22 protein-coding genes and 1 tRNA gene are annotated in these 25,105 nt (G+C 65.8%); 18 read left to right on the top strand and 5 right to left on the bottom strand.

Annotated elements, in window-relative coordinates; translation table 11 throughout:
• Positions 1 to 25: 25 nt before the first annotated feature.
• Together IPF76_RS10225 and IPF76_RS10220 are read left to right on the top strand one after the other, a co-directional pair.
• Positions 26 to 1,582 carry an ATP-binding cassette domain-containing protein gene (locus IPF76_RS10225; RefSeq protein ID WP_293843167.1) on the top strand — a complete coding sequence of 519 codons (1,557 nt, stop codon included), beginning with the start codon at positions 26 to 28 and terminating at the stop codon, positions 1,580 to 1,582.
• Positions 1,579 to 3,159, top strand: a complete 1,581-nt coding sequence (locus IPF76_RS10220; protein WP_293843165.1) for an ATP-binding cassette domain-containing protein — start codon at positions 1,579 to 1,581, stop codon at positions 3,157 to 3,159. The genes IPF76_RS10225 and IPF76_RS10220 overlap by 4 nt, the downstream gene beginning before the upstream one ends.
• Here IPF76_RS10220 and IPF76_RS10215 read toward each other — a convergent pair.
• From IPF76_RS10215 to IPF76_RS10200, 4 genes are all read right to left on the bottom strand, one after another.
• The gene (locus tag IPF76_RS10215; RefSeq protein WP_293843163.1) at positions 3,156 to 3,521 is read right to left on the bottom strand and encodes a metalloregulator ArsR/SmtB family transcription factor; all 366 of its coding nucleotides are present in this window, start codon (positions 3,519 to 3,521) and stop codon (positions 3,156 to 3,158) included. The two genes, IPF76_RS10220 and IPF76_RS10215, sit on opposite strands and share 4 nt — an antisense overlap.
• Complete coding sequence (locus IPF76_RS10210; RefSeq protein ID WP_293843161.1) at positions 3,518 to 4,168, bottom strand: peroxiredoxin; 651 nt, start codon at positions 4,166 to 4,168, stop codon at positions 3,518 to 3,520. Before IPF76_RS10210 ends, IPF76_RS10215 begins: the two co-directional genes overlap by 4 nt.
• A 121-nt stretch (positions 4,169 to 4,289) precedes the next feature.
• Positions 4,290 to 5,669, bottom strand: coding sequence for a type II toxin-antitoxin system HipA family toxin (locus IPF76_RS10205; protein ID WP_293843159.1), 1,380 nt, complete (start codon positions 5,667 to 5,669; stop codon positions 4,290 to 4,292).
• Positions 5,618 to 6,145, bottom strand: a complete 528-nt coding sequence (locus tag IPF76_RS10200) for a helix-turn-helix transcriptional regulator (protein ID WP_293843157.1) — start codon at positions 6,143 to 6,145, stop codon at positions 5,618 to 5,620. The genes IPF76_RS10205 and IPF76_RS10200 overlap by 52 nt, the downstream gene beginning before the upstream one ends.
• A gap of 521 nt (positions 6,146 to 6,666) precedes the next feature.
• Here IPF76_RS10200 and IPF76_RS10195 point away from each other — a divergent pair.
• A complete protein-coding gene (locus tag IPF76_RS10195; RefSeq protein WP_293843155.1) occupies positions 6,667 to 7,854 on the top strand; it encodes a HipA domain-containing protein in 1,188 nt (395 codons plus the stop codon).
• Positions 7,851 to 8,846 (top strand): helix-turn-helix domain-containing protein, encoded by a 996-nt coding sequence (locus IPF76_RS10190; RefSeq protein WP_293843152.1) that lies wholly within the window; start codon positions 7,851 to 7,853, stop codon positions 8,844 to 8,846. The genes IPF76_RS10195 and IPF76_RS10190 overlap by 4 nt, the downstream gene beginning before the upstream one ends.
• A gap of 208 nt (positions 8,847 to 9,054) precedes the next feature.
• Here IPF76_RS10190 and IPF76_RS10185 read toward each other — a convergent pair.
• Positions 9,055 to 9,141: transfer RNA gene (locus IPF76_RS10185), tRNA-Leu, on the bottom strand.
• 319 nt (positions 9,142 to 9,460) lie between these two features.
• On the opposite strand from IPF76_RS10185, the gene IPF76_RS10180 reads away from it, so the two are divergent.
• The 14 genes from IPF76_RS10180 to gspN all read left to right on the top strand — a co-directional run bounded on the left by IPF76_RS10180 (position 9,461) and on the right by gspN (position 25,105).
• On the top strand, positions 9,461 to 11,029 hold the full coding sequence (locus IPF76_RS10180) for a hypothetical protein (RefSeq protein WP_293843150.1): 1,569 nt from the start codon (positions 9,461 to 9,463) through the stop codon (positions 11,027 to 11,029).
• Between the two features lie 82 nt (positions 11,030 to 11,111).
• Complete coding sequence (locus tag IPF76_RS10175) at positions 11,112 to 13,835, top strand: TonB-dependent receptor (RefSeq protein WP_293843148.1); 2,724 nt, start codon at positions 11,112 to 11,114, stop codon at positions 13,833 to 13,835.
• Between the two features lie 205 nt (positions 13,836 to 14,040).
• Positions 14,041 to 14,925: a type II secretion system protein N gene (locus tag IPF76_RS10170; RefSeq protein WP_293843146.1), complete on the top strand. Its 885-nt coding sequence runs from the start codon at positions 14,041 to 14,043 to the stop codon at positions 14,923 to 14,925.
• A 5-nt stretch (positions 14,926 to 14,930) separates the two neighbouring features.
• On the top strand, positions 14,931 to 17,135 hold the full coding sequence (gene gspD / locus IPF76_RS10165) for a type II secretion system secretin GspD (protein ID WP_293843144.1): 2,205 nt from the start codon (positions 14,931 to 14,933) through the stop codon (positions 17,133 to 17,135).
• Positions 17,132 to 18,625 carry a type II secretion system ATPase GspE gene (gene gspE, locus IPF76_RS10160; protein WP_293843142.1) on the top strand — a complete coding sequence of 498 codons (1,494 nt, stop codon included), beginning with the start codon at positions 17,132 to 17,134 and terminating at the stop codon, positions 18,623 to 18,625. The genes gspD and gspE overlap by 4 nt, the downstream gene beginning before the upstream one ends.
• Positions 18,618 to 19,832, top strand: a complete 1,215-nt coding sequence (gene gspF, locus IPF76_RS10155) for a type II secretion system inner membrane protein GspF (RefSeq protein ID WP_293843140.1) — start codon at positions 18,618 to 18,620, stop codon at positions 19,830 to 19,832. The genes gspE and gspF overlap by 8 nt, the downstream gene beginning before the upstream one ends.
• Positions 19,833 to 19,844: 12 nt before the next feature.
• Positions 19,845 to 20,327, top strand: a complete 483-nt coding sequence (gene gspG / locus IPF76_RS10150; RefSeq protein ID WP_293843138.1) for a type II secretion system major pseudopilin GspG — start codon at positions 19,845 to 19,847, stop codon at positions 20,325 to 20,327.
• Positions 20,302 to 20,784 carry a GspH/FimT family pseudopilin gene (locus IPF76_RS10145; protein ID WP_293843136.1) on the top strand — a complete coding sequence of 161 codons (483 nt, stop codon included), beginning with the start codon at positions 20,302 to 20,304 and terminating at the stop codon, positions 20,782 to 20,784. Before gspG ends, IPF76_RS10145 begins: the two co-directional genes overlap by 26 nt.
• Positions 20,774 to 21,151 carry a type II secretion system minor pseudopilin GspI gene (gspI, locus tag IPF76_RS10140; protein ID WP_293843134.1) on the top strand — a complete coding sequence of 126 codons (378 nt, stop codon included), beginning with the start codon at positions 20,774 to 20,776 and terminating at the stop codon, positions 21,149 to 21,151. The genes IPF76_RS10145 and gspI overlap by 11 nt, the downstream gene beginning before the upstream one ends.
• Positions 21,148 to 21,762 carry a type II secretion system minor pseudopilin GspJ gene (gene gspJ, locus IPF76_RS10135; protein WP_293843132.1) on the top strand — a complete coding sequence of 205 codons (615 nt, stop codon included), beginning with the start codon at positions 21,148 to 21,150 and terminating at the stop codon, positions 21,760 to 21,762. The genes gspI and gspJ overlap by 4 nt, the downstream gene beginning before the upstream one ends.
• Entirely contained in the window at positions 21,759 to 22,766 is a 1,008-nt protein-coding gene (gspK, locus tag IPF76_RS10130) for a type II secretion system minor pseudopilin GspK (RefSeq protein WP_293843130.1), read from the top strand. Before gspJ ends, gspK begins: the two co-directional genes overlap by 4 nt.
• Position 22,767: 1 nt before the next feature.
• On the top strand, positions 22,768 to 23,913 hold the full coding sequence (gspL, locus tag IPF76_RS10125) for a type II secretion system protein GspL (RefSeq protein ID WP_293843128.1): 1,146 nt from the start codon (positions 22,768 to 22,770) through the stop codon (positions 23,911 to 23,913).
• A complete protein-coding gene (gene gspM, locus IPF76_RS10120) occupies positions 23,910 to 24,392 on the top strand; it encodes a type II secretion system protein GspM (RefSeq protein WP_293843126.1) in 483 nt (160 codons plus the stop codon). Before gspL ends, gspM begins: the two co-directional genes overlap by 4 nt.
• A complete protein-coding gene (gene gspN / locus IPF76_RS10115) occupies positions 24,389 to 25,105 on the top strand; it encodes a type II secretion system protein N (protein WP_293843124.1) in 717 nt (238 codons plus the stop codon). Before gspM ends, gspN begins: the two co-directional genes overlap by 4 nt.

Genomic DNA, 25,105 nt, shown 5'->3' with positions numbered 1-25,105 from the left:
TAGCCCTTGGGCGGTGGCGGCATGGGTGTCCGACGCGTTGGCGGCGATATTTTTCGCGCTAGCGCTGGCGCAGCTTCTTTTGCTTCATATCGGCCCTCAGGCCCGGGGTGGCGGCGAAACCGGCTGGGGCTGGGCGTTGCTGCTCATTGTAGCGGCTTTGATGAGGGGCGGCGCTCAGGGCATGGCGGCGCTGCTCGGCCAGCGCGCGGCCGCGATCGCCACCGCGGCCCTGCGCGCTCGGATCGCGCCCGCTTTGATGATGAGCGCGACGGCGCGAGGGCGGATCGTCGGTGAAGACGCCGAACTTGCCATCACGGGGATCGACCGCATTGAGCCCTATCTCGCACGCTTTCTGCCGTTGCGCCACGCGGCCATACTGTCGCCGCTGTTGATTGCGCTTGCGGTCGTTTTCGCCAGTTGGGTGTCCGCGGTGATCTTGCTTGCAACGCTGATCCCATTTGGCCTTGGTATGGCGCTTGCGGGCAGTGCCGCGCGCGAGGCGAGCGAAGGCCAGTTCGGCGCGCTTGCGCGCCTCGGCGGCCTGTTCGTTGATCGTGTCCGCGCCTTACCGCTGATCCTCTCCTTCGGAGCCGAAGATCGCGTCGCGCGTCATATCGGCGTTGCGGCGCAAGATCTGGCGGAGCGAACGCTTGGCGTGTTGCGGATCGCCTTTGTGTCGAGCGCGATTCTGGAATTTTTCAGCGCGCTCGCGGTCGCACTCGTCGCAGTCTATTGCGGCTTCGCCCTGCTTGAATTGTTACCGTTTGCTTCGCCCGAACGGCTCGATTTCGGAAGCGCTTTCTTCGTCCTCGCGCTCGCGCCCGAATATTATCTGGGGATGCGTCGGCTCGCCGCCGCCTATCACGACAAGCAGCAAGGCGAAGCTGCGCTGGCGGCGCTGGCGCATGAAGAGCGAAAAATTCCCGACCGGAGCAGCGATCCGGCGAGGAAAATGGCGACGGCGCTGGCGCTCTCGGATATCGTCGTTCGCCATCCCGGCGGCGTTGCGATCGGCCCCGTCAATGCCGCTTGGCCGGCGGCCGGACTCCATGCGATTACCGGAACCAGCGGGGCCGGAAAAACCAGCCTGCTTCGCGCTCTGATCGGTCAGGTGCCAATCGAGCGCGGGGAGATCCGCCTCGACGCCGCCGCAGCAGACGCAAGCGCATTGACGGCGAACTGCAGCTGGGCGGGGCAGCGCGCGCTGCTTCTGCCAGCGACGCTGCGTGCCAACCTGCTCATATCCCGCTGGGGCGTATCCGACGCCGATGCGCTCGATCTTCTCGATGTCCTGGGCCTGGGCGCGTTGATCGCGGCGCGGGGCGGGGGCCTCGACTGGTTGGTCGACGATCGCGGCAGCGGGCTGTCGGGCGGCGAACGGCGGCGGATCGGGCTGGCGCGCGCGCTTCTCGCGCCGCGCCCAATTCTCTTGCTCGACGAACCGACCGCCGATCTCGATCGCGTCGCGGCAGAATCGATTGTCGCCCTGCTCAGCCGGACGGCGCGTGACAGGCTGGTCGTCGCGGCGACGCACGACCCGCTGCTGATCGCTGCGGCGGACGGCCGGACGGTGCTGGCATGATCGACGATCTTGTCCGCGCCGCGCGCTCCCGCCAGCGCCGCGCCGTCGCGTCAGGCATGATCGCCGGCGCAGTTGCGGCGCTGTCGGCGATCGGCCTGCTCGCCGTCTCGGGCTGGTTCCTGACCGGCGCGGCGCTGGCTGGATTGAGCGGCGCGGCGGCGGTCCAGGCATTCAATTACCTGATCCCCAGCGCCGCAATCCGCGGCTTTGCGATTCTTCGCACCCTGTCGCGATATGGCGAGCGCCTGTTCAGCCACCAGGCCATGCTGTTCGCGCTCGCCGACGTCCGTACCCGGCTGTTTGCGCGGCTGGTCGACGCGCCGCCCGCAGCGGCCCTCCGCTTCAATCGCGGTGATGTGACCGCGCGGCTCAGCGGCGACGTCGAAGCACTCGAAGAAGCGCTCTTGCGCACGACGCTGGTTCCCTCGGGCATTGCGACGCTGATCGGCGCGCTGGCGCTCGCGGCGTTGGCGGGGATCGTCGCGCTCATCGCCTTGTGCGCCGCGGTCGCGATGAGTGTGCTCCTGTCCAGGTGGGTCGGCGCGCGGTGGCTGGCGCCTGCGCTCGACGCCGAGCGTGAGGCGACGGGGCAATTGATCGGGCAATATGTCGATCTTGCTGCGGGCGGCGACGACATTCGGGTTTACGCGCTGGACGATGCTGTGCGCGCCGCGCTGGGCGATGTCGAGGTTCCGTTGCAGCGGGCGCGCATTGCCATGGCGCGCGCGGATGCGGTAATCGCGGCGGGCCATTGGCTGGCAACCGGGATGGTCGTCGCGGCGATTGTCCTGTTTAGCCCGGCGCACGCGCCGCTGGTTGCGCTGTCGGCGCTGGCCGCGGCTGCAACGATGGAGATCGTCGGCGGGCTCGTCCGGCTCGATCTCCAGCGCTGGAAAAGCCGCGGCGCGCGCGAACGGCTGGATGCCATGTTCCCGGCGCCTGGCCCGCAGATGGTGGCCGCGCCGGCGGACCCGTCGGCTGAGATTGTGATTGCCGGGCATCGCATTGCACGCGGCGACCGGGTCGCGGTGACGGGGCCATCGGGGAGCGGCAAAACGCGGCTGCTCGAGACGCTCGCGGGCCTGCGCGACGATGCGCCCGAGACGGCCGAAATCGGCGATGTCGCGGTTGCACAACTGCCGCTCGCCGCCCGTCGGGCGTTATTTGCGCTCGCGGGGCAGGATGCGTCGATGATTGCCGGGACGGTCGCCGACAATCTCGCCCTCGCGCGTCCGGGTGTGAACCGCGCCGCCATGGAAAACGCGCTTTTTCTCGCCGGACTCGATGACGTCGTCGCCATGCTGCCGGGCGGGCTCGAATGCTGGCTCGGCGACGACGGCGCACGGCTTTCGGGGGGGCAGCGCAAGCGCCTGTCGCTGGCGCGGGCGCTTCTCGCCGATCGGCCTTTCCTGCTGCTCGACGAACCCAGCGAAGGGCTCGATCTCGACACCGAGGCAATGTTGGCGGCACGGTTGCGCGGCTGGCTCGATGAAACGGGCGTGGGTCTTATCATCGTCAGCCACCGGCCGACGATGCTCGAACTCGCGGACCGGCGACTAGCCCTGAAGGTCGGTTAGCGAACAATCCGCGCGAAGTGGGCGGCGCTGTCAGCGCCGCCTTGTTGGCCCATGGGGCTGGCGGTGCGCGGATCGAACTGGTCGACGAGCGCGCGCAGCGGTGCGAGCGCGTCGGATTTCAGGCGATAGAATATCTGCTTGGCCTCGCGGCGCGTTTCGACGATCCGGGCATTGCGCAGCACCCCCAGCTGTTGGCTAAGCAAAGGTTGGCCGACGCCGGTGGCGCTTTCGATCTGGCCGACCGCGAGCTCGGTGTCGCGGATCGCAAAGATCAGCTTCAGGCGGACCGGATGGGCGAGCACGCGGAGCAGATCGACCAGTTCATCGTCGACGACCGGCACGCCGGGTGAGACCGGGGTCATTTGGCCCCGTCGGGCGCAAGCCGGTAGAACCAGTGCGTCGCGGTTTTGGCGCTGAGCGCGTCGCGGGTGAGCAAATGGGGTGGGGCGAGGATGTCAGCCCCGGGACGCCATCCTTCGGGCGTCATGGCCGATCCATCGCTGGTGCGCTGGAGCGCGGCGACGGTGCGCAACATTTCCTCGACCGAGCGCCCGACGCTGAGCGGATAGGCGGTCAGCGCGCGGACGACACCGTCGGGATCGATGAAATATGTCGCTCGCACCGCGGCGGCGCTGCGCGAATCCGAATCCACCATGCCAAAAGCCGTCGCAATCTCGAGCGATGGGTCTTCGACGATGGGGAAGGTTATGGTGACCCCAAGGTCGTCGTGAATCGCGCGGATCCACGCGAGATGCGAGAAGAGGCTATCCACCGAATGGGCAAGGAGCTCGCAGCGCAGCGCTGCGAAACGGTCCGCCTCGCGCGCGATCGCAATGAACTCGCTGGTGCACACCGGCGTAAAGTCGCCGGGGTGCGAAAAGAACAGCAGCCACTTCCCGCGATAATCGCTGAGCCGTACCGGCCCGGCCGTGCTGCGCGCAATGAAATCGGGCGCAGCGTCGCCGATACGAAGCGGCCGTACCGCGCCTATGTTCTGATCGTCGGGCATCAGCGTCCTTTCGTAGCGCAATTATATACACTTCAGTATATCATGTAAATGATAATGACGGTGTCCGGCCGAAACTGCTCGCGGTCTGCTAAATCCGGTTGGTGGCCATCCCCGGTGGCAGCTAGCTGACGACCCAGCCGCCGCCGCGCGTCACGGGCGCATCGCGTTCACGAATGTCAACGTCTAGCGCGAGGCACACTGCGAGATATTGGGCCGCAGCGCCGATCTGATTGTCGAGCGCGCGCATCTCGCGCGGGAAATCGAGCGTCAACGCTTCCATCGCCGCGACCAGTTCATGCGTCGCATTGCGGAGAATCGTCGGCGCGCTTTTCGCAGGAATACCGATTGCTGTGGAAAATTGGATAAGATCGTCGAAGCCGATGTCCTGCGGAAAGTCCGCGGTACCGATCCGGAAAGCCAGGTCCTCACGAAACCCGGCGACCGCCTGGACGGGCACGAGGTCGTAGAAGGGGGCTAGTTCGGGCGCTTCGCCGGGGCGATGGAGAAGCGCATGATTTTTCGCATGATTGTCGTTGTTGCCGATCAACAGGTTGAACAGGGTCAGGCGGAGAAAGAAAGTCCGTGACAGCGCCGGGTGCCCCGTCGCCTCGAGAATGCGGCCGATCGTCGGCGCATCGAACCGGCGGTCTTCCTTACCTCGGCGCTCATATTTGAGTTCGGCGGGCAGGCCTGCCGCCTGCGCGAAATCCTCCTGATGGATGCGGCTCACCTTGTTGTCGCATATGACGCGGTCGAAGCGCTGGATGAGCAGAATCTCGTGCTCGTCGATCGTCTGCGCGAGACAGGTTCCGACCGGCAGGCCGCAATCATGCGCGAGCAGGGTCACGAAAGCTTCGTCGCGCGCTTCGTGACGATGTTCGGGATGGGGAATCTTGAGGATATGCGTTGTCGGCGCGCCGGTGCCCTTTTTGGGGAGGCCGAACTGCCCGTCCGGCAGCCCCGCGAGGCTGAACTTGTCGCGAAAGCCGGCTACCGGCGATGGATCCAGCATGCCTTCGGGAAGCGGCGCGCCCTTCGCGAGGCGGTCGACGATATCGCGAAACTCTTCGTCGGGCAGCGCATCATAATCGGCTTCGAGGTCGCCCGGGCGCTTCACCGGAGGTGCATCCTCCGGGAGTATGCTGACCGCGCCTGCGCAGTCGGCGCCGACATGCGCGAGGAGTCCGGCGATATCGCCGCGTGACAATCCCTCGCGCGCGATCACATGATTAAGCTGGTCATTCTCCTGAAGAAGATTGTTGAAATAGGCGCGTGTCCGCACGTCGCCGAACGACTGGTTGGCGAGCGGCAGTGACAGCGACAGCGAATGGTTGGCGCGCGCCGACAGCCAGCTATCGGCATAATGAAAGGCGAGGGCGCCTTCGTCATTCGCCAGGATCGTCCCGATCGGATCATCAGCGCATTCGAGCCAGACATGGAGGCGCCGCATCAGCCGTGCCGCGGTCGCGCGAAAATATCGATACCGGCGGCGCGTGCGCACGCCAGCACCTTGTCGAATTCGACGCTGGCCTTGCCGCCCTCGAGCTCGGAGAGAAAGCGTCGCCCGACGCCGGCGTGGGCCGCAAACTCCTCCTGATTGAGCTTCATGCGCTTGCGCGCCTTGCGGATAAGCGGCCCGAGCTCGGCAGCGCCGGCGATCGGCTGGGGATCTCGCGTGCCGGGTAGCGGCTCCGGAGCGGCGTGGGTCGCCAGCTCTGCTCGCGGAGCTTGCGCGACAGAGCGCCCGCCGCGCGCTTCGCGTGCCATATTCGAGCGTGGGGCTCCGTAATTCATGGCAGCTGACGGATCCGGTGCGAGCCGACGCGAGGCCCGCAGGAGCGACCGGGACGTGAGTGGCGGCTCGATCGCGCCCTGATAGGCGCGCAAGTGCTTGTTGCCGCCCACGTCTTTCAGTCGCCGGTCGCGCTCGCCGATTTCGCGAAGCAAGCGTTCACTGGTTGATTCTTCGCGGGACATTCTGATCCCTTTCGGGATCGAAATAGCGCCGTCCAAGTCGACAGTCAACACATGCACCTTTTCGGGTGCATTTTACTCAGTGGATGCAACCTAGACAAAATTTGCTCCTGTTCGGGAGCAAATTGGGGTATTCGTTCATCGGTAGAGGCCGGGAATGATGATCACGGCCCAAATGGGCGTACACTGGCTGAGGCGATCCGCGAAGCGGCGCGCGTGTCAACCTCCCGAAGACCAAGAGAGCTTGCCCGCGGCGGCTGATCGCGACGGCGCAGGCGACATGGGGAGGCCGGGCTTAGATCTGCGTGAAGGAAACGGATAGGCTTTAAAAATGCTTGATGGCAAGGCGTTTTATGCGGAAAAAGTTCATTTAAATTGAGCTTTGTCGCGAAGAGTGCCGAGGTAAGGGCTTTTCCGCACGATTCTTTGGCGAATAAATTTAAAGGCCTGCATAGTTCTTATTTGTTTAAAAAATCAAAATTGCTTTAAATTATATCCGGTGATAAGAGGCTTTTGTAACTACTTTGATTCGGAGAAGGCTGATCGCCGATCGGCAAGCCATTATAACCTGGAACTGCGTTCGCGCCGGCGTGCTCAGCGAGACCGGACGCGGTAGCCATTTCGCTTATGACGACGGCTGGACCGCCGACATCGCCTGCGCGCTGCCCGCGGCGACGCGCGATCATGTCAGCCGCGACGGGCTCATTCCTTTTTTCCAGCATCTCGGTCCGGAAGGCTGGCTGCGCGGGCTGCAGGCGCGCGCGGGCGGCGCCGCAGACCAGGATGATTTCGGGATCCTGCTGCAATATGGCGCCGACTGCATCGGCGCGGTCGGGGTCCTGCCTGCCGACGGAATCGTGCCCGTCCATCATGTCGACGGCAGTGTGTCCGAGGAAGCCGCGGTCACCGCATCGCGCACCATATCGGGTGTGCAGCGCAAACTCCTCGCCTGGCACGACGGGACGGGTTTCCGTCCGTCGGTCGAACCCGGGGACGCCGCAACGCATATCGCCAAGTTCAATCACAATGACGAGCCGACCCTCGTCCAGAACGAGGCGCTGAGCCTCCGATTCGCCCGTGAAATATTGGGCGAGGCCGAAGTGACGCGCGGCGAGCCCGCGACCGTCGCCGGGATTGACGGGCTTGCCCTACTCGTCGAGCGCTTCGACCGCCATGCGGGCGAGCGGCTACGGCTCGAGGATTTTGCGCAGGTTCTCGGCAAGCCGCGCGGCCCGCAGTTCGGCGGCAAATATAGCTCGAGCTACGAGGAAGCGGCCAGCGTTATCGCGCGCTACTCGGCGCGGGCCCGGCTCGATCTCGTGCGTTTTTACAAGCTCGTCATCTTCAATTTCGCGCTTGGCAATGCCGATGCGCATCTCAAGAATTTCTCGCTCCTCGAGCGGCCCGAAGGCCTTCGCCTCAGTCCCGCATATGATCTGCTCAACACCCTCCTCTATCCGTTCAGCCGCGAAACCGCGCTCGAGATCGGCGGGAAGAAGCGCGAGTTCGACACGCTCGGCCGGAGTCTCATCGAAACCTTCGGCGCCGAGATCGGATTGCCGAAGGCTGCGGTCGATCTCGCTCTTCGTGATCTCGCCAAATGCCTTGCCGACCCCGCGACGCTGCGTTTCACCGGGCGATTCGATGAAGGCGATTTTCGGGCGCGCTTCAAGGCGGGCGTCGAGGAAAACAGCCGGAGAATTTTGGCATGACCGAATGGCCGCTCGACTGGCAGGGCCTCGTCGACGAGGCGGTGCGCCGCCGCAAGGAGGAAGGGCATACCCAGAAGTCGCTCGCCGCGCTTGCCGGGGTAAGCATGCCGACCGTCAACGCATTCGAGCAGGGCGACATCAAGCTTCGCCTCGAGAAGGTCTTCGACATTCTCAGCGCGCTCGGCATGGTCGTGCTGCCGAGCGTCCCCGGCAGCTTTGCCGCCTTCGTCCGCGCGGCGCGCAAGCGCTGGGCCGATCTCGTCGAACCGCTCCTGGCAGCGCACCCCGCGCGCCAGCCGCTCGGGCATGTGTCCTACGCTTACGAAATCGGCCAAGGCGACATCGAACAGCCGCTCGGAATGCTCCGCCGTGCGCTCCAGAGCCTGCCTCCGACGTCGGGCTGGTCGCCCTTCCGGGTGCCGACCATGGACGCGATCCGCCCCGTGATCCGCGACGCGCTGATCGAATGCTGGATCGGCAATCCCGATGCCGACCGAGTGTTCGGCGATGCAGCCCACAGCGACTTCTGGCAGGTGACGGGCGATCTAAAGGCCTATCTCCAGCGCGGTTATCAGGAGGACGGCGCGGGCAACCTCGAACCCGGCACGATCTTCGATCTGACGCTACCGGTCTGGCGTACCGCCGAAGTCTTCGTCCATGTCCTTAATCTCGCCAAGGCGTTGGGTCTCGATCCTCAAACCAAGCTTCGCTTCGAGAGCCGCTATACCGGGCTTGAGGGACGCGAACTCCTGTCTTGGGCCGCGCCGCTTCGCCGCTGGCCGATCGCCGAAATACACCGGAGCCGGACCAAGGCGGTGACCCTTACAACATCGACCAGCGTCGCCGAGCTGTTGAACGATTTCGGCGACGTCGTGCGCCGGACCCTGGAGCCGCTCTACGACCTATTCGATGGATTCGACGCGACGCCGCAATTCGTCGAATCCGAGCTCGCCGAATTTCGCAAATCGGCGCTTCAGACGCAATTTCGCTAAGATCGGCGCGAGCAGACCTGGGCCAAGCACGGCGCGCGCGAAGCTAGATACAGAGTTTTTTTCTGCTTGGTCGCTCTGGGCAAATTGCCCCGCCCATAACAGCGCCAGTCTAGGCGAATTCGATCGTATATTTGGTACAGCTCGGCATTTATGGACTGCGCCAAACTGCGCCAAATGCCCAAAATAATCCAATGAAATCAAAGGGTGATGGTGCGGTCGAGAAGACTCGAACTTCCACGGCCTTTCGGCCACAACGACCTCAACGTTGCGCGTCTACCAGTTCCGCCACGACCGCACATCATGATGGGGCCGAACGGGTCCGGCTCCGGGTAGGAGCGGGCGCCTAGCAAAGCTTTTGGGGCGATGCAAGCAAGCTTCGCTGCATTTATTATTGCGGGTGCGCAGGCGCGACGCGGCCCGCGGCCTACGCGCCGGCGAGCGTGTCACCAATTGGACTCAAAAGAGTCACGCATCTGTCACGGCTCTAGCGTCAGACCGTCATCGAATCACCCTAGTGGCGGCATCACCGGGGGCGAAGCATCGCTCACCGGTGATTTATCATCAGGGGCGCCGCTCGACCGATTTGGGGGCGCATACCGGGAACGGAGATTTTCATGGCGGCTTTCGCACGCGTTCGTTTGGTCATGCTCAGCGGCGTGGCCTGTTCTATCCTCGCCGCATGCGGCGCCGATGGGGTTGCCTCGCCAGGTGAAGGGGTGATCGTCATTCCGGCGCCGACCCCCGCCCCGACGCCGACGCCGACGCCGACGCCGACCCCGACCCCGACCGCCGTAACCCCCGCTGCGAACTGCCCGACGATTGCCGGTCCCGACCAGCTATCGAACCTCGGCACGATCAGCGGCCCCGGCGGCGAATGGCGCAACTGCGGTTTCCCGACGCGCTTCACCGCGACGACCGCGATCCCGAAGGTAGCGGGCGTGCTTTATTCGCTGCCCGGCCGCGTCGACGTTGGCACCGACCAGGGCGCGACGACCACCAACAATGTCGTCACATTGACGATCGACCCCGGCGTCACCGTGTTCGGTGCGACGGGTGTGTCGTTCCTGGCGGTCAACCGCGGCAATCGCATCGACGCGGTCGGCACCCCGACTCAGCCGATCATCTTCACTGGCCGCGGCAATGTCGTCGGATCGGCCAACGACCAGACGTCGCAGCTGTGGGGCGGCATCGTCCTGCTCGGCCGCGCGCCGATCACCGACTGTCTGGCGCCCGGCGCGACCCCCGGCACCGCGGCGTGCGAACGCGACACCGAAGGCACGTCGAACGCGCTCTATGGCGGCGCGCAGACGGGCGATAATTCGGGCCGCCTGTCCTACGTCCAGATCCGCTATTCGGGCTTCATCCTGTCGGCGGCGAGCGAACTTCAGGGTCTGACCCCGTCGGGCGTCGGCAACGCGACCCAGATCGACCATGTCCAGATCCACAACAGCTCGGACGACGGCATCGAAGTGTTCGGCGGCCGCGTCAACATGAAGCATCTGGTCCTCACCGGCGCAGAGGACGACGGCCTCGACACCGACGTCGGCTACAAGGGCAACATCCAGTATGTCATCGGCGTCCAGCGCGAAGGTGGAGCCGTCGGTGACTCGATGATGGAAATCGACTCGAACGGTAACGAAGACACGACGCCGCGCCAGAATGTGAATTTGTCGAACTTCACCTATATCCAGCGCAACAATGCGGCGGGCAACGGCGTGTCGATCCTGGTTCGTGGCGGCGCCGACTACACCTTCGCCAACGGTTTGATTGTCGCTCCGGGCTTCCGCTGCCTCGGCTTCAACAGCGCGACGACGGTACAGACTGCCGGTCCCGATGAAGCCGGTCCGCCGCGCTTCTTCTCGGTCTCGATGCAGTGCAACGCTTCGCCATTCCGCGGTACGAGCGGCGTGACCGACGCGCAGGTGCAGGCGATCTTCGAAGGCGGCACGAACAACACCGTCACCTACACGCCGACCCTGACGAACCTGTTCGTCAACGGCGCGACTGAGACGGCGCGGCCGGCGTTCGATGCCAAGACGCTCAACGCCTTCTTCGACACCACGGCCTATGTCGGCGCCGTCCGCGACGCCAACGACACCTGGTACCAGGGTTGGACGTGCAACTCGTCGACGGCGAACTTCGGCACCGCCAGCCGCGCTTGCAGCGCCATTCCGACGACCTGATCGCTCGCGATCCAATTGGGGAGCGGGCACGCCTCACGGGCTGGCCCGCTCCCTTCCTGCATAAATTTTGGGGACTTTCCACATGACCAAGCGGCCGATCTTTGCCAGCCTGCTCCTCCTCAGCTCAGCGCTGGTAGCGCCCGCGGCGCTCGCCCAGGATGTCAGCGGCGGGGCGCCGCCATCCGACACGCCGCCCGTCACCACCGAAGCACCCGCCAGCGAGCCGCCCGCCGACGACGCAGCGGCGCAGGACGAGGACGGCGACGTGTCGATCCCCGGCGGCGCCGATCAGGAAATCGTCGTCACTGGCCGCTACACCCCCAATATCGTCCGGGCGACCCCTGAAGTGGTGTCGGTGCTGTCGTCGGCCGACATCGCGCGCACCGGCGAAGGCGATATTTCGGGCTCGCTGCAACGGGTCACCGGCCTGTCGGTCGTTGGCGGCGGCTTTGTTTATGTTCGCGGCCTCGGCGACCGCTATTCGCTCGCGCTGCTCAACGGTTCGCCGCTGCCCAGCCCTGAACCACTGAAGCGTGTCGTCCCGCTCGACATCTTCCCCTCGAACGTCATCGATTCGACGCTGGTCCAGAAAAGCTATTCGGTGAATTTTCCCGGCGAGTTCGGCGGCGGCGTGATCAACCTCACGACCAAATCTACCCCGCGCGAACCGTTTCTGACCTTCAGCGGCGGCATCGGCTGGGACAGTGAGACGACCAACCAGCTTGGCTATACCTATTATGGCAGCGACACCGACTGGACCGGCTTCGACGACGGCACCCTCGACGTGCCGCCGCTCCTGAAGGCGGCCTTTGCCAGCGGCAAGCCGATCCTGCAGGGCGCCGACTACAGCCAGGACGATCTGGAAGCGATCCAGATGGAGCTGGTCAACGCCGAAACGACGCTGTTACAACAGAATGATCATATACCGGTCAATTGGTCGGCTGGCATCACCGGAGGCACCACGATCCCCTTTGCCAATGGGGAGCTGGGGATCATCGCAACCGCGGGCATCAGCAACAAATGGCGCACCCGCGACACATTGCAGCAAACCTCGCTCAACCAGGATCTGTCGGGCGACCCGCAAACGAACTACAACCGCGTGATCACCGACAATCGCATCGTCGTGAACGGCCTGATCGGTTTCGGGCTCGAACTCGGCGACCACAAGCTGCGCTGGACCAGCCTTTATATCCGCGACACGCTGAAACAGTCGCGGCTCGGGCTCGGGTCCGACGCGAACCAGGTCGGGCGCGACATTCTGAAGCAGGACACCGCCTGGTATGAGCGTCAGCTGATCAACACGCAGTTCGTCGGCGAATTTCAGTTCGATGCGTTGAAGCTCGATCTGCGCGGCGCTTACGCCAATTCGCAGCGCGAGGCGCCCTATGAGCGTGGCTTCACCTACGTCCGCACCAACCTGCCCACGACGCAGGATCCAACCGGTGACAAATTTGTCAACGATCTGGGCGGCAACCGCGGCGATGCGACGATTGCCTTTTCGGACCTGAACGAGGATCTGTGGTCGGGCGGCGTCGACCTGTCATACGAATTGGCCCCGCAGATCACCGCGACGGTGGGTTACGCCTATACCGACACCAGCCGCACCGCGGTGCGCCGTGCCTTCCAGTTCCGCGGCTCGGGTCTGCCGGTGCCGGTAACCCAGCTGCGCCCCGACTATCTGCTCTCCGACGCCACGATCCAGCTGTACGATATCACGCTGATCGAAACATCGGCGCAAGATGGGACTGCCGCCTTCGATGCCGGGCTGACCACCCATGCAGGCTATGCCCAGCTGCAGGCGGAAATCGTGTCGGGGATGAACGTCAATGTCGGCGTGCGGTACGAGGACGCCAAGCAAACCGTCGTTCCGATCGACCTGTTCGGTTCGGGCGGCAGCGCGATTGCGGCGACTAATCTAAAGAACGACTATTGGCTGCCTGCCGTCACGCTGACGTGGGAAGTCGCGCCCGATATGCAGGTGCGAATGAATGCATCGAACACGATCGCCCGCCCGCAGTTCCGCGAGCTGATCGCGCAAATCTATCAGGACCCTGAATCGAACCGGCAGTTCCGCGGCAACCCGTCGCTGACCGACAGCGAGCTGTGGAACGCCGAGCTGCGCTACGAATGGTATTTCGCCAAGGATCAGCGCGTGACCGCGGCGGGCTTCTTCAAAAAGATCGAGAGCCCGATCGAGGCCTATACCTCGCTCAGCACCGATTCGGTCGCCAACACCAGCTTCGCGAACGCGCCGAAGGCATTGCTGTATGGCGGCGAAGTCGAGGTGCAGAAATATTTCGCGCTCGACACGCTGTCGGACTCGGCCTTCTGGTCCAGCCGCCGTCTGGTGCTGATCGGCAACTACACCTTCACCAAGTCGGAGATCCAGGTCGGCGCCGGTGATACCACCGTTATCAACGGCGTGACGCAGGATGCGAGCAACTTCTTCTTCGACGGTTCTCCGCTGACCGGCCAGTCGGATCATCTGATCAATTTCCAGATCGGGCTTGAGGATCAGGACAAATTGTCGCAGCAGACGATCCTCGTGACCTATGCCAGCCCGCGCGTCACCAGCCGCGGTCCGTCAGGCCAGCCAGACATCCGGGAAAAGCCAGGTATTTCGGTCGATTTCGTCGCGCGGCAGGGGATCACCCTGCTGAACAAGGAAATCGAACTGAAGTTCGAGGCGCGTAACCTGACCGGGCGCAAATATGAAGAAGTGCAGGAAAGCGGCGACAACCGTATTTTCCTCAACCGTTACAAGCTCGGTCGGACCTTCTCGCTGAGCGCGTCGCTGAAGTTTTGAGCCGAATTCCTCCCCGCCGCGAAGCGGTGGGGAGGAGGGCCGCCCGCGTAGCGGGTGGTGGAGGGGCCGCGGCGGCAGCGCCAACGCCCACCAACAGACTCGCCCGTCCGTCAAAAAACTGTAATCGTCCCGTCAACTGATTGTCACCAATCGCCCGTAGGCGATTCGCGACGGCAACTTCAGCCTCAGGGGGATAGAATAATTCATGGCGACGCTGATGTCCGGATCGGCCTTCAGGCAGCCGCGCGGGTTGCCGGTTTGGATGCGCGCGGGGCGGCGCTCGCCGCGCGAGATCTGGCCGTTGTTGCTCGCCACCGTGCTCGGCGCGTTGCTGATCTGGCAACTGGTTCGCCTGCTGTGGACCGTCATCACCCCGCTGTCGCCGCTCGGCGCGTGGCAGCCGCAGGCAGCGGTAATTGCGTCGCCCGCCGAACGCCGCGCGCTGTTCGCCAGCTTCGACCCCTTCTTTCGCAGCGCGCCGCAGGGTCCGGCTTCGGCCACCGTCACCGCGCTCGGGCTGACCTTGTTCGGCATCAACATCAACGAAGCGACCGGCGGCGGCTCGGCGATCATCGCCGGCGAGGACGGGGTGCAGAACAGCTATGCCGTCGGCGACGAAATCGCGCCGGGCGTCCGGCTTGTCGGGGTCGCGTTCGATCATGTGCTACTCGACCGCGGTGGCGCGCGCGAAAGCCTGTTCCTCGATCAGAGCGGCAACGCTGCGATCGCCAACCCGGCGACGCCGCTTCCGGCGCCGACGCCCGAAGTCGGATCGACCGGCGCCACGAGCACCAACGCAAGCGGCGAAATGTCGCCCACGACGCTAAAGGCAGGGGTCGGCTTCGCACCGCGCGCTGAAAATGGCCGCGTCACCGGGCTGGTCGTCCAGCCACAGGGCGATGGCGCGGTGTTCCGTGCTGCGGGTCTGCGTCCGGGCGATGTCATCCGCTCGGTCAATGGGCGGCCGATCGGCTCGGCGGGTGATGCCGCCGCGCTCGCGAACCAGATCGCGCCCGGAGCACGCATTTCGCTCGAAGTCGAACGCGGCGCCAGCGTCGTTCCCGTCGCCATCTTCTTGTCAAAGTCCTAGAAAATATGCGCTTGAAACTTTCCCTGATGCTTGCCGCCGCTTTGATGTCCGCGACCCCGGCGCATGCGCAATATACGCTCAACGTCCGCGATGCCGACATCCGCGCCTTCATTCAGGACGCGGCGCGGATCACCGGGCGGACGTTCGTTATCGATGGCCGCGTCAATGGCAAGGTGTCGGTGGTGACCGACCGCCCGCTGTCGCGCAGCGAATATTTCGAGATTTTTCTCTCCACGTTGCGCTCGAACGGGCTCGTCGCAGTTCCCGGTCCCAACGGCAGCTACCGCGTCCAGCCGATCGACGGCGCGGCTGCGCAGCCCGGGCGCATCGGCAGCCGCGGCGCGGCGCAGAACCAGTTTGTCACCGAAATCATTCGGCTGCGCCATATCGATGCCGTCGCCGCGGTCGAAACGCTGCGCCCATTGGTCAGTGCGCAGGGCTCGCTGACCGCGAACCGCAATGCCAACAGCCTGGTCGTCGCCGATTTCGCCGATAACATCCGCCGCATCCGCTCGCTCGCCGCCAGCATCGACCGCGACAGTTCGACCAGCCAGATCGTCACGCTGAAAAACGCCGGGGCGCGCGAAATCGCAGCGGCGCTTACGGCGCTGGTCCCGGCGGCGGGCGAGGGGGCGAAGTCGCCCGTCGCGATCGTGCCGATCGACAGCAGTAACGCGATTGCGCTGCGCGGCGACCAGGCAATGGTGACGCGCTTTGTTTCGATGGCGAACGAGCTGGACCAGAAAGCGGCAGGCGGCACCGAACTGCGCGTCTATTGGCTTGAGCACGCCAATGCCGAAACGCTGCTGCCGACATTGCAGCAGTTGATCGGCGGCGGCAGCGACCCGGCGCAGAAGGCAGGGCTACCGCCTGCGACCATGTCGTCGTCATCGAACGGTGGGGGCAGCAGCGCTCCGGCGGCACCCGCCCCAAACGCGACGGCTTCGGTCAGCGGTGGCGGCAGTGGCAGCATTTCGACCCGTGGCCCTGCGATCATCACGCGTTACGAAGGCGCGAATGCGATCATCGTCGCCGCCAATAGCGAAGTGCAGCGCATGCTCGGCGAACTGATCCGCCAGCTCGACAGCCGCCGTCAGCAGGTGTTGGTCGAGGCGATCGTTGTCGAGATCGGCGATGATGCCGCAAAACGCCTCGGCGTCCAGTTTCTCCTAGGCGGCAAGAATATCCCGTTCGTCGCGACGAGCTACAGCAATGCATCGCCGAACATCCTGACGCTCGGCGGCGCCTATGCGGCGAACCGGCTGTCGCAGGAAACGACCACGGTCAACGGCAACACGACGGTGACCCAGACGAACAGTTCGCTTGGCAACAGCCTGCAGGAAGCGGCCGCGGCGTCGCTGCTCACCGCCACCGGCGGCTTTGCGGGTTTCGCGGGCGACATTGGCAAGAACACGATCTTTGGCGCGATCATCAACGCGGTGAAGTCGGATACGACGTCGAACCTGCTCGCGACGCCGCATATCGTCACCCTCGACAATCAGGCGGCGAAATTCCTCGTCGGGCAGGACGTGCCGATCACGACGGGCGAACAGCTCGGCGACAATTTCGAAAATGCGTTCCGCACCGTCCAGCGCGAAGAGGTCGGGATCAAGCTGGAGGTGACGCCGCAGGTCAACGGTGCGGGCGAAGTGAAGATGTTCCTGCGCCAGGAAGTGTCGAGCGTTGCCGGGCCGGTGTCGTCGCGCAACAGCGACCTCATCCTCAACAAGCGTTCGTTCGAAACGGTCCTGACCGTCGACGATGGCGAAATCCTCGCGATCGGCGGGCTGCTCAACGATGACGAGCGCAAGACGATCGAGCGCATCCCGCTGCTCAGCGACATTCCCTTGCTCGGCGAACTGTTCAAGTCGCGCAGCCGGACGCGATCGAAGACCAATCTGATGGTGTTCATCCGCCCGACGATCCTGCGCAATCGCGAGGACAATGCCGCGCTGACCGCGCGGCGTTACGGTTATATCCGGGACTTCCAGTTGCAGCGCAATCCCGATGAGGAACCCGCGATCGATACGCTGGTGCGCGATTATCTGGGCGCGGTGCCGCCGGCGCCGACCGAGGCGACCGCCGCCGACATCACTGTCGGCCCGGTCAACCTGCCCGAACTGCGCGGCCCCGATGGCCGGGTGATCTCGACCGACGTGCCGCCGTCGATTTCGAACGCGCCCGCACCGCCGAGCGGAGAATATCCGTGACCGATCCCGAGCCGATCGCTGCCGCACCGGCGGCGGTTGATATTCCCTATGGCTTCGCGCGCCAGCACGGCGTTGTGATCGCGCCGGGCGAGGGTGGGGCATGGCTCGCGACCCTGCGCGAGGATGCCGATCCCGCGGTGCTGATCGAGGTCAAACGCTATCTCGCGCAGCCGCTGCGCGTCGCCACCGCAAGTGTCGCCGATTTCGACCGACTGCTGTCCGACCATTATGCTGTCGATAGTTCGGCGGCGGCGATGGCGGGGTCGGTCGGCAACAATGACATCGACTTCAGCCTGCCCAGCGCCGAAGATCTGCTCGACAGCGCCGACGACGCCCCTGCGATCCGCCTGATCAACGCGATCATCGCCGAAGCGGTGCGGCAGGGGGTCAGCGACATCCATATCGAGCCCTATGAAAGCGGACTGGTGGTGCGGATGCGCACCGATGGTGTGCTGCGCGAACATCTGCGCATGCCCCCGCACGTCGCCCCGGTGGTGGTCAGCCGCATCAAGGTGATGGCGCGGCTTGACATTGCTGAACGCCGCGTCCCGCAGGACGGCCGCATCGGGCTGACGCTGGCGGGCAAGGCGGTCGATGTGCGCGTGTCGACCTTGCCCAGCCGCGCCGGCGAGCGGGTCGTGATGCGTATCCTCGACAAGGATGCGGCGGGGATAGATTTCGACGTCCTCGGCCTGTCGGGCACCTCCGACCAGATTTTGCGCGAGGCGTTGGCCGAACCTAATGGCATCATCCTCGTCACCGGGCCGACCGGTTCCGGTAAAACGACGACGCTATACGCCGCGCTCAAGCAGCTCAATGACGGCCAGCGTAACATCCTGACCGTGGAAGACCCGGTCGAATATGCCGTCGACGGCGTCGGGCAGACGCAGGTGAACGCCAAGGTCGGCCTCGATTTTGCAGCAGGCCTGCGCGCGATCCTGCGCCAGGATCCCGATGTCGTGATGGTCGGCGAAATCCGCGACCGCGAGACCGCCGATATCGCAGTACAGGCGTCACTGACCGGTCACCTCGTGCTGTCGACCGTCCACACCAATGATGCGGTCGGGGCGATCACTCGCCTGAAGGATCTGAAAGTAGAACCTTTTCTATTGGCTTCAACCTTGCGCGCGGTGATCGCGCAGCGGCTGGTCCGCAAGCTGTGCGATCATTGCCGCGAGCCGGTGCAGGCCGACAACAGCGTCGCCGCAATGCTGGGGCTCGATATCGGCACCGTGATCTGGCGCCCCAAGGGCTGTGAACAGTGCAGCGGTACGGGTTACAAGGGCCGCATCGGGGTGTTCGAGGCAATCAAGGTCGACGAGACGGTGCGTCGCTACATCTATAACGGCGGTGACGAGGCGATGATCACGCGCCACGCCTTCCTGAAATCGCCGACGCTCGCCTCTGCGGCGCGCGCTATGGTGGCGAAGGGGTTGACCACCGCAGAAGAAGCGATCCGCATCGCGCGACGCGAGGAAATCGATGCCTGACTATCGCTATGTGGCGATCGATCCGCTGGGCCGCGAACGCAAGGGACGGCTGACCGCCGCCAACGACGATGCCGCGCGCGCCGATCTGGTGCGGCGCAAATTCCATATCGTTGCGGTCGAGGCGGCGGGGGCGAAGCCCGCCAGCCGGTCGCTGCTCGCATTCCGCCGCGCGCGGCTCAGCAGCAAGGAACTTGCGTTGTTCACGCGGCAGCTGGCGACGCTGGCCGAAGTCGCGCCGCTCGAAGAAGCGTTGCGGACCTTGACCCGGCAAAGCGAGGCCGAGAGCGCGCGCACAATCATCGGGGATGTCCATGCCGGGCTGCTCGAAGGCCGCCGCCTCGCCGATGCGATGGCGCGGCAGCCGACCAGCTTTCCACCGCTCTATCGCGCGATGGTCGCCGCGGGCGAAACGACGGGCAGCCTGACGACGATCCTCGCGCGCCTCGCCGACCTGCTTGAACGCCAGGCCGAGGTGCGCGGCAAGCTTATCGCGGCGCTGGCTTATCCGATCGTCCTCGCGGTGGTGGCGATCGGTGTCGTGGCCGCGTTGATGATCTTTGTCGTCCCGCGCGTCGTCGAACAGTTCAACGATGTCGGCCAGCAATTGCCTTTCCTCACCCGCGCGGTGATCGCGATATCGAGCTTCGCCGCGAACTGGTGGTGGCTGGTCGCGTTGCTGATCGCCGCCGCGACCTTTGGCTGGGTCACCGCGATGCGCCGCCCCGCGTTCAAGGCGCGGGTCGATGCGCGGTTGCTCCGCCTGCCGCTGTTCGGGAGGTTGCTCCGTGATCTCTACGCGGCGCGCTTTGCCCGCACCTTGGCGACGATGGTGTCGAGCCGCTTGCCGCTCGTTGACGGCCTTCGCCTGACCCTGCCGACGATCCGCAACGCTGCGCTCGCCAGCGCGACCGCGGCCATCGTCGATCAGGTCCGCGCCGGGGGGAGCCTGTCGGCGGCGCTGCGCGATGCCGGGGTTTTCCCGCCATTGCTCGTTTACATGACCGCCAGCGGCGAAAGCGCCGGGCGGCTTGAGGTCATGCTCGAGCGCGCCGCCGATTATCTCGAGCGCGAATTCGACCGATTTACGGCGGCTTCGATGGCGTTACTCGAACCTGTCATAATTGTCCTTATGGGGTCATGCGTTGCCCTGATCATCCTCGCCATTCTGCTGCCGATCCTTCAGTTGCAGAACCTTGCTGGAATATAATAGATGTCGCTGATGCAGCTTTTCATTCGCCTGATGCTCGATCCGGCGCGCCCGACGTCTGCCCGGCGCCGCAGGAAGGACGAGCGCGGCTTTACGCTGACCGAGCTGATGGTCGTGATCTTCATCATCGGGCTGCTCGCCACCGTGGTGATGATCAACGTGCTGCCCAGTCAGGACCGAGCGATGGTGACCAAGGCCAAGGCCGATATTGCGACGCTGGAAACCGCGCTTGAACAATATCGCCTCGACAATCTGACCTATCCGGCGTCGACCGACGGCCTCAATGCGCTTAGCACGCCGCCGCCTTCGCTCGCGCAGCCCGAACGCTATCGCCGCGGCGGTTATATCAAGAAACTGCCCGCCGATCCGTGGGGTCGCCCCTATAATTATCAGGCGCCCGGGCCGAACGGCAAGGCATTCGACGTCTGGTCGCTCGGTGCCGACGGCGCCCCCGGCGGGACCGACGATAATGCGGATATTCGCAGCGAAGGCTAAGGCGCACGCGCGTCGCGACGCGAACGGCTTCACGCTCGTCGAACTGATGGTCGTGCTTGCGATCATGGCGCTGGCCGCGACCGCCGTTGTGCTGACCATCCCGGGCGACGAACGCAGCGTGCGCAGCGAAGCCGACCGGCTTGCGGCGCGGCTCGCCGGAGCGCGCGACATCGCGGTGATCGAAGGGCGCAGCGTTGCGGTCAACTTTGCGCCCTCGGGCTATGGCTTTGAACGGCGGGTCGCGGGCGAATGGCAGCCGCTGCCTGGGCGTGCGTTCGCACAGCGCAATTGGCCCGGCGACGTCCATTTTGCTGCGGGCGACGGGCGGGGCGCGGCGCGCATCCTGTTCGACCGCGTCGGCACCAGCCCGACCCCGCAGGCGGTCGTGCTGAGCGGCGGCGATGCGCGCGAGATTGTGCGCGTGTCGGCGACGGGGGAGGTCAGCCGTGGCAAGTGATCGCGCCAATGGACCGCAAAGCGGCTTCACCCTTCTTGAAATGCTGGTCGCACTGAGCGTCATCAGCATCGCCGCGCTGACCCTCCTCCGGCTCGACGCCTTTGCGGTGCGCACCGCGGGCGATCTGGATGAAAGCACGATCGCCGGCATCGTCGCGCAGAACCGCGCCGTCGAATTATGGACCGACGCCGCGCCGCCGACGATCGGCAACAGCGCGATCGGCGTCGAAAACGCTGGCCGCAAATGGCGCGTCGAACAGCGCGTCGCGCAGACCGCCGATGACAGCTTGCTGCGCATCGACCTCATCGTTCGCCCCGAAAGCGGGCGCGGGCAGGCGGCGCTGACGATTATTCGGCCAAGCCGATGAAAGACGAGCGCGGCTTCACCCTCATCGAAATGCTCGTTGCGCTGTCGCTGTTTGCCGCGATCGCGGCGATCGGCGTCGGCCTGCTACGCAGCAGCGTCGATACGCAGGATGCGGTGCAGACGCGGTTGAAGGCGATGGGCGGGGTCAACCGGCTCCGCGCGGTCATGGCGAACGATCTGGCGCAAGCCGTCCAGCGGTCGACGCGCGGGCCGGCGGGAGAAGCGGTGCCGGCATTTGTCGGCTCATCGACAGGCTTTGCCTTCGTCCATGGCGGCGCGGCGGCGCTTGACGGATCGCCGCGACCTGCGGTCGAGCGCGTCGCTTATGCGCTCGTCGGGGGGGAGTGGCGACGCGCCACGCAACCGATGCTCGACGGGACGGCAATGAATGCGGGCGACCGGCTGCTTGGTGAAGTCGCTGCGGTCGCGGTGCGTTATCGTGACGACGTGGGCAACTGGGCCGAAATCTGGAGCTCCGAACCGGGCGACCGCCTGCCGCGTGCGGTCGAGGTGCGGGTGTCGCGCAGCGGGCGCAAGGCGCTGACGATGCTGTTCCTCACCGCGCCGACGCTACCCCCGCCGCCGCCTGCGGCCGAAAATCCGCCGTCATGACGCGCGGCCTCTCCCATGAGCGCGGCGCTGCGCTCCTCACCGTGTTGCTGCTCGTCGCGGTGATGGCGGTGATCGCGGCGACGGCGCTCGACCGGCTGACGCTGGCGACGCGGATCGCGGGCAGCGCTGCCACAGTCGATCAGGGGCGCGCGTACAGCTTCGCCGCCGAACAGATTGCGCTGCGCCGCGTCGCCGATCTGGTTGGGCGCGATCCCGCCAAGCTGACGCTCGCGGGCGGCTGGCTGGGGCGCGATTTCACTTTGCCGCTGCCGGGGGGGGAGGGTCGCGCGAAGCTGTCCGATGCGAACAATTGCTTTAACCTCAACAGCCTCGTCGCCGAGACGGTGCCGGGGCGGTTCAGCCAGCGATCGGGGTCGATGCGCCAGTTCGGCGCGCTGATGACTTTGCTCGGGATCGACGCCGCGCAGGCGCAGGCGATCGCGGGCGCGGCCGCCGACTGGATCGACAGCGACAGCAACGACGGCCCGCTCGGCGCCGAAGACAATGTCTATCGCTCGCTACCCGGCGCCTATCTGGCGGCGAACCGCAAGATGGCCGACGTCAGCGAGCTGCGTGCGGTACGCGGGATCAGTCCCAAAATCTATGCGCGGCTGAAACCCTGGATATGCGTGCTGCCGGTGACCGACCCGGTGCGGCTGAACGTCAACACGCTGGCGCCCGAGCAGGCGCCGCTGGTCGCGATGCTGCTGCCCGGCGAAATGACGCTCGCCGACGCGCGCGCAGCGCTGGCGGCGCGCCCCGCGGGCGGCTATGGCAGCAGCGTGCGATTCTGGGAGGCGGGACCCCTCGAACGGTTCGACCCGCCGACCGAGGTGGCCGAACAGGCGGGGGTGACCAGCCGCTGGCTGACACTGACAACGAATGTGACGATGGGGGACGGGTTTTTGACGGCAGTTTCGCTCATCGACGCCAACGGCGGCGCTCCCTCCGCCGGGCAGGCTGCGCCCGTCGTTGTCCGCCGGGATTGGGGCGAGAGCGACTGATATGTCCCGCACTTTGGTTCTGTGGTTGCCCCCCGTGGCGACGCTGGGCGACGAGAATGCGCTCCCGCCCGCGTGGCTGCGCATCGACGACGGCGTGATCGTCGATTCGGGGCAGGATGACGGCTGGGTCGATGCCTGGGAAAAACCGCAGGACGACAGCGGCGATGACCGCCTGATCGCACTGGCGCCCGCCGCGGACGTGCCGCTGCGCTGGCGGCATTATCCCGATGCGGCGCCCGCGCAGGCGGCATCGGCGGCGCGCGTCGATACGTTGAAGGATAGCCTCGGCGATGGCGCCTTGCTGCATATTGTTGCGGGGCAGCCGATCGAAGCCGGGCAGGCGGTGCCGGTGGCGGTGACGACGCACGCGGTGATGACCGCGTGGTCCGACTGGCTGAAGGCGCGCGACCTGTCGCCCGCCGCGATTATTCCCGCCGCCGCCGCGGTGCCGCCGCCCGAACCCGACAGCTTGTGGACCGCCGAGGTTGGCGGCGAACAGATCGTGCGGGCCGCCGATCACGCCTATGCGTCCGATCCGCAACTCGACCCGCTGATCGCGCGCGGCCACGCGATCCTGCCGCTCGACGCCGACCGGATGCGCGAAGCACTGCTGATGACGCTCGCCGCCGCGCCGCTCGACTTGCTCAGCGGGGAATGGAAGCCGAAGCGCAGCTGGTCGCTCGACCCGGCGCTGCTGCGGCTGGCCAAGCGACTGGCCATCGCGCTGTTTGTCGTCAGCCTGCTGATCCCAATCATCCATGCCGTGCGCCTGGCGTCCGACAGCGGCCGTGCCGATGACGCAGTGGTCGCGATGGCCAAAAAGGCGGGGGTAACCGCGACCGACGCCACCGCGGCAGAGGCCGAACTCGATCGCCGGCTCGCGGCCGCCGGCGGCGGTCCGCTGGCGTTCTCGGTTCCGGCGTCGGCGCTCTATGACGCGATGCGCGACACTCCGGGCGTTGCGCTCAAGACACTGTCGCACCGTACTGACGGCACGCTGACCACAATGCTCGCGGCGCCGCGGGTCGAGGATATCAACGCCGTGCTGCTCGCGCTCCAGGCCCGCGGTTACCGCGTCACGGCGCAGCCGATGGCGGGTAGCGACGGCCAGCAGATGGCGAATATCACGATTCGGGCGGTGCCATGACCGAGCGATTGAAAACCTGGTGGCTGGGCCTGTCGCAGCGCGAACGCTGGCTGGTCGGCATCGCCGGGGTGCTGGCGCTCGGGGTTATCCTGTGGGGGCTTGGCCGTCCCGCCTATGCGGCTGTTGTCGATCTCGAAAGTCGGCATCGCGCCGCAATCGAACGCGAGGGCCGGGTCGCGGCGAAGGTGCAATTGCTCGCGCAGCGCCCGGCAAAATCGGTCGCGACGACCCTCGAAGCGGCGGCGATCGATCAATATCTCGCGCAGTCGGCGAGCGAAATCGGGCTGACGCTCGACCGCAACGAGGCGCGGGGCGCGGGGCAGGCGACGATTGCCATCGCCACTGCGCGGGCACCGGTGCTCACCGACTGGCTCGCCTCGCTTGAGGGGCAGGGCTTCGTCATCGACCAACTGACGATCACCCCGGCTGCCGACGGCACCGTCGGGCTGACCGCCGAACTGCGAAAGGGCGGGCAATGAGTTTGCGGCGACGCTGGGGCGCGGCGGCGCTGCTGCTGGCGCTGATCCTGATCTTCGCCACCTTCCCGATGCGGCTGGCGCTGGCGTGGTCGGAGGCGAACGATGCTGGCGTGACGGCGCGCGAGGTGCGCGGTTCAATATGGTCGGGCGAGCTGGTCGAGGCGCGGCTTGGCGCCCTGCCGCTCGGCACGGTGCGCGCCAGCTTGTCGCCGCTGGCGCTGCTCGGCGGGAAAACCGAACTCGCTTTTTCACGCACCGACGAGCGGCTCGGCGCGCTCGCGGGGCGGCTGCACGGCAGCAATCCGCGCGGCGTATCCGACGTCAATGGCACGACCACGATGTCGGGCGGGCTGGCGATGATCCCGGTCGACACGATCCGCTTCGAAGGCGCGACGCTCCGGTTCGACGCCGCCGGAAAATGCACCCGCGCGAGCGGGCGCATCCAGTTGGCGGTCAGCGCGCCGATCGCCGGGCTCGACCTGTCGCGCGGCCTGTCGGGCCCGCTGCGATGTGCGGGTGGGCGGGCGCAGGCAGCGCTTGCCAGCCAGTCGGGGATGGAGCGGCTGACCCTGGCGTTCGACGGCACCGGCGCGTACCGCGCCCAGTTCGCGATCAATGTCGACCGCGACCCGGCGATGGCAGCCGCGCTCGCGATGCTGGGGTTCAAGGCCGGTTCGGGCGGCTTCGTGCTGGCGGCGACAGGCCGCTTCTGA

The sequence above is a fragment of the Sphingopyxis sp. genome, assembly GCF_016704835.1.
GTDB lineage: Bacteria > Pseudomonadota > Alphaproteobacteria > Sphingomonadales > Sphingomonadaceae > Sphingopyxis.
Note: the sequence above shows the minus strand (reverse complement) of the source record. Positions and strands in the feature narration are given on the sequence as shown.

What these genes read in the sequence shown, in the direction of transcription:
- IPF76_RS10220 (WP_293843165.1), top strand. Translation starts at nt 1,579, where the DNA reads ATGATCGACGATCTTGTCCGCGCCGCGCGCTCCCGCCAGCGCCGCGCC.
- IPF76_RS10215 (WP_293843163.1), bottom strand. Translation starts at nt 3,521, where the DNA reads ATGACCCCGGTCTCACCCGGCGTGCCGGTCGTCGACGATGAACTGGTC.
- IPF76_RS10210 (WP_293843161.1), bottom strand. Translation starts at nt 4,168, where the DNA reads ATGCCCGACGATCAGAACATAGGCGCGGTACGGCCGCTTCGTATCGGC.
- IPF76_RS10200 (WP_293843157.1), bottom strand. Translation starts at nt 6,145, where the DNA reads ATGTCCCGCGAAGAATCAACCAGTGAACGCTTGCTTCGCGAAATCGGC.
- IPF76_RS10190 (WP_293843152.1), top strand. Translation starts at nt 7,851, where the DNA reads ATGACCGAATGGCCGCTCGACTGGCAGGGCCTCGTCGACGAGGCGGTG.
- IPF76_RS10180 (WP_293843150.1), top strand. Translation starts at nt 9,461, where the DNA reads ATGGCGGCTTTCGCACGCGTTCGTTTGGTCATGCTCAGCGGCGTGGCC.
- IPF76_RS10175 (WP_293843148.1), top strand. Translation starts at nt 11,112, where the DNA reads ATGACCAAGCGGCCGATCTTTGCCAGCCTGCTCCTCCTCAGCTCAGCG.
- IPF76_RS10170 (WP_293843146.1), top strand. Translation starts at nt 14,041, where the DNA reads ATGGCGACGCTGATGTCCGGATCGGCCTTCAGGCAGCCGCGCGGGTTG.
- gspD (WP_293843144.1), top strand. Translation starts at nt 14,931, where the DNA reads ATGCGCTTGAAACTTTCCCTGATGCTTGCCGCCGCTTTGATGTCCGCG.
- gspF (WP_293843140.1), top strand. Translation starts at nt 18,618, where the DNA reads ATGCCTGACTATCGCTATGTGGCGATCGATCCGCTGGGCCGCGAACGC.
- gspG (WP_293843138.1), top strand. Translation starts at nt 19,845, where the DNA reads ATGCAGCTTTTCATTCGCCTGATGCTCGATCCGGCGCGCCCGACGTCT.
- IPF76_RS10145 (WP_293843136.1), top strand. Translation starts at nt 20,302, where the DNA reads ATGCGGATATTCGCAGCGAAGGCTAAGGCGCACGCGCGTCGCGACGCG.
- gspJ (WP_293843132.1), top strand. Translation starts at nt 21,148, where the DNA reads ATGAAAGACGAGCGCGGCTTCACCCTCATCGAAATGCTCGTTGCGCTG.
- gspK (WP_293843130.1), top strand. Translation starts at nt 21,759, where the DNA reads ATGACGCGCGGCCTCTCCCATGAGCGCGGCGCTGCGCTCCTCACCGTG.
- gspL (WP_293843128.1), top strand. Translation starts at nt 22,768, where the DNA reads ATGTCCCGCACTTTGGTTCTGTGGTTGCCCCCCGTGGCGACGCTGGGC.
- gspM (WP_293843126.1), top strand. Translation starts at nt 23,910, where the DNA reads ATGACCGAGCGATTGAAAACCTGGTGGCTGGGCCTGTCGCAGCGCGAA.
- gspN (WP_293843124.1), top strand. Translation starts at nt 24,389, where the DNA reads ATGAGTTTGCGGCGACGCTGGGGCGCGGCGGCGCTGCTGCTGGCGCTG.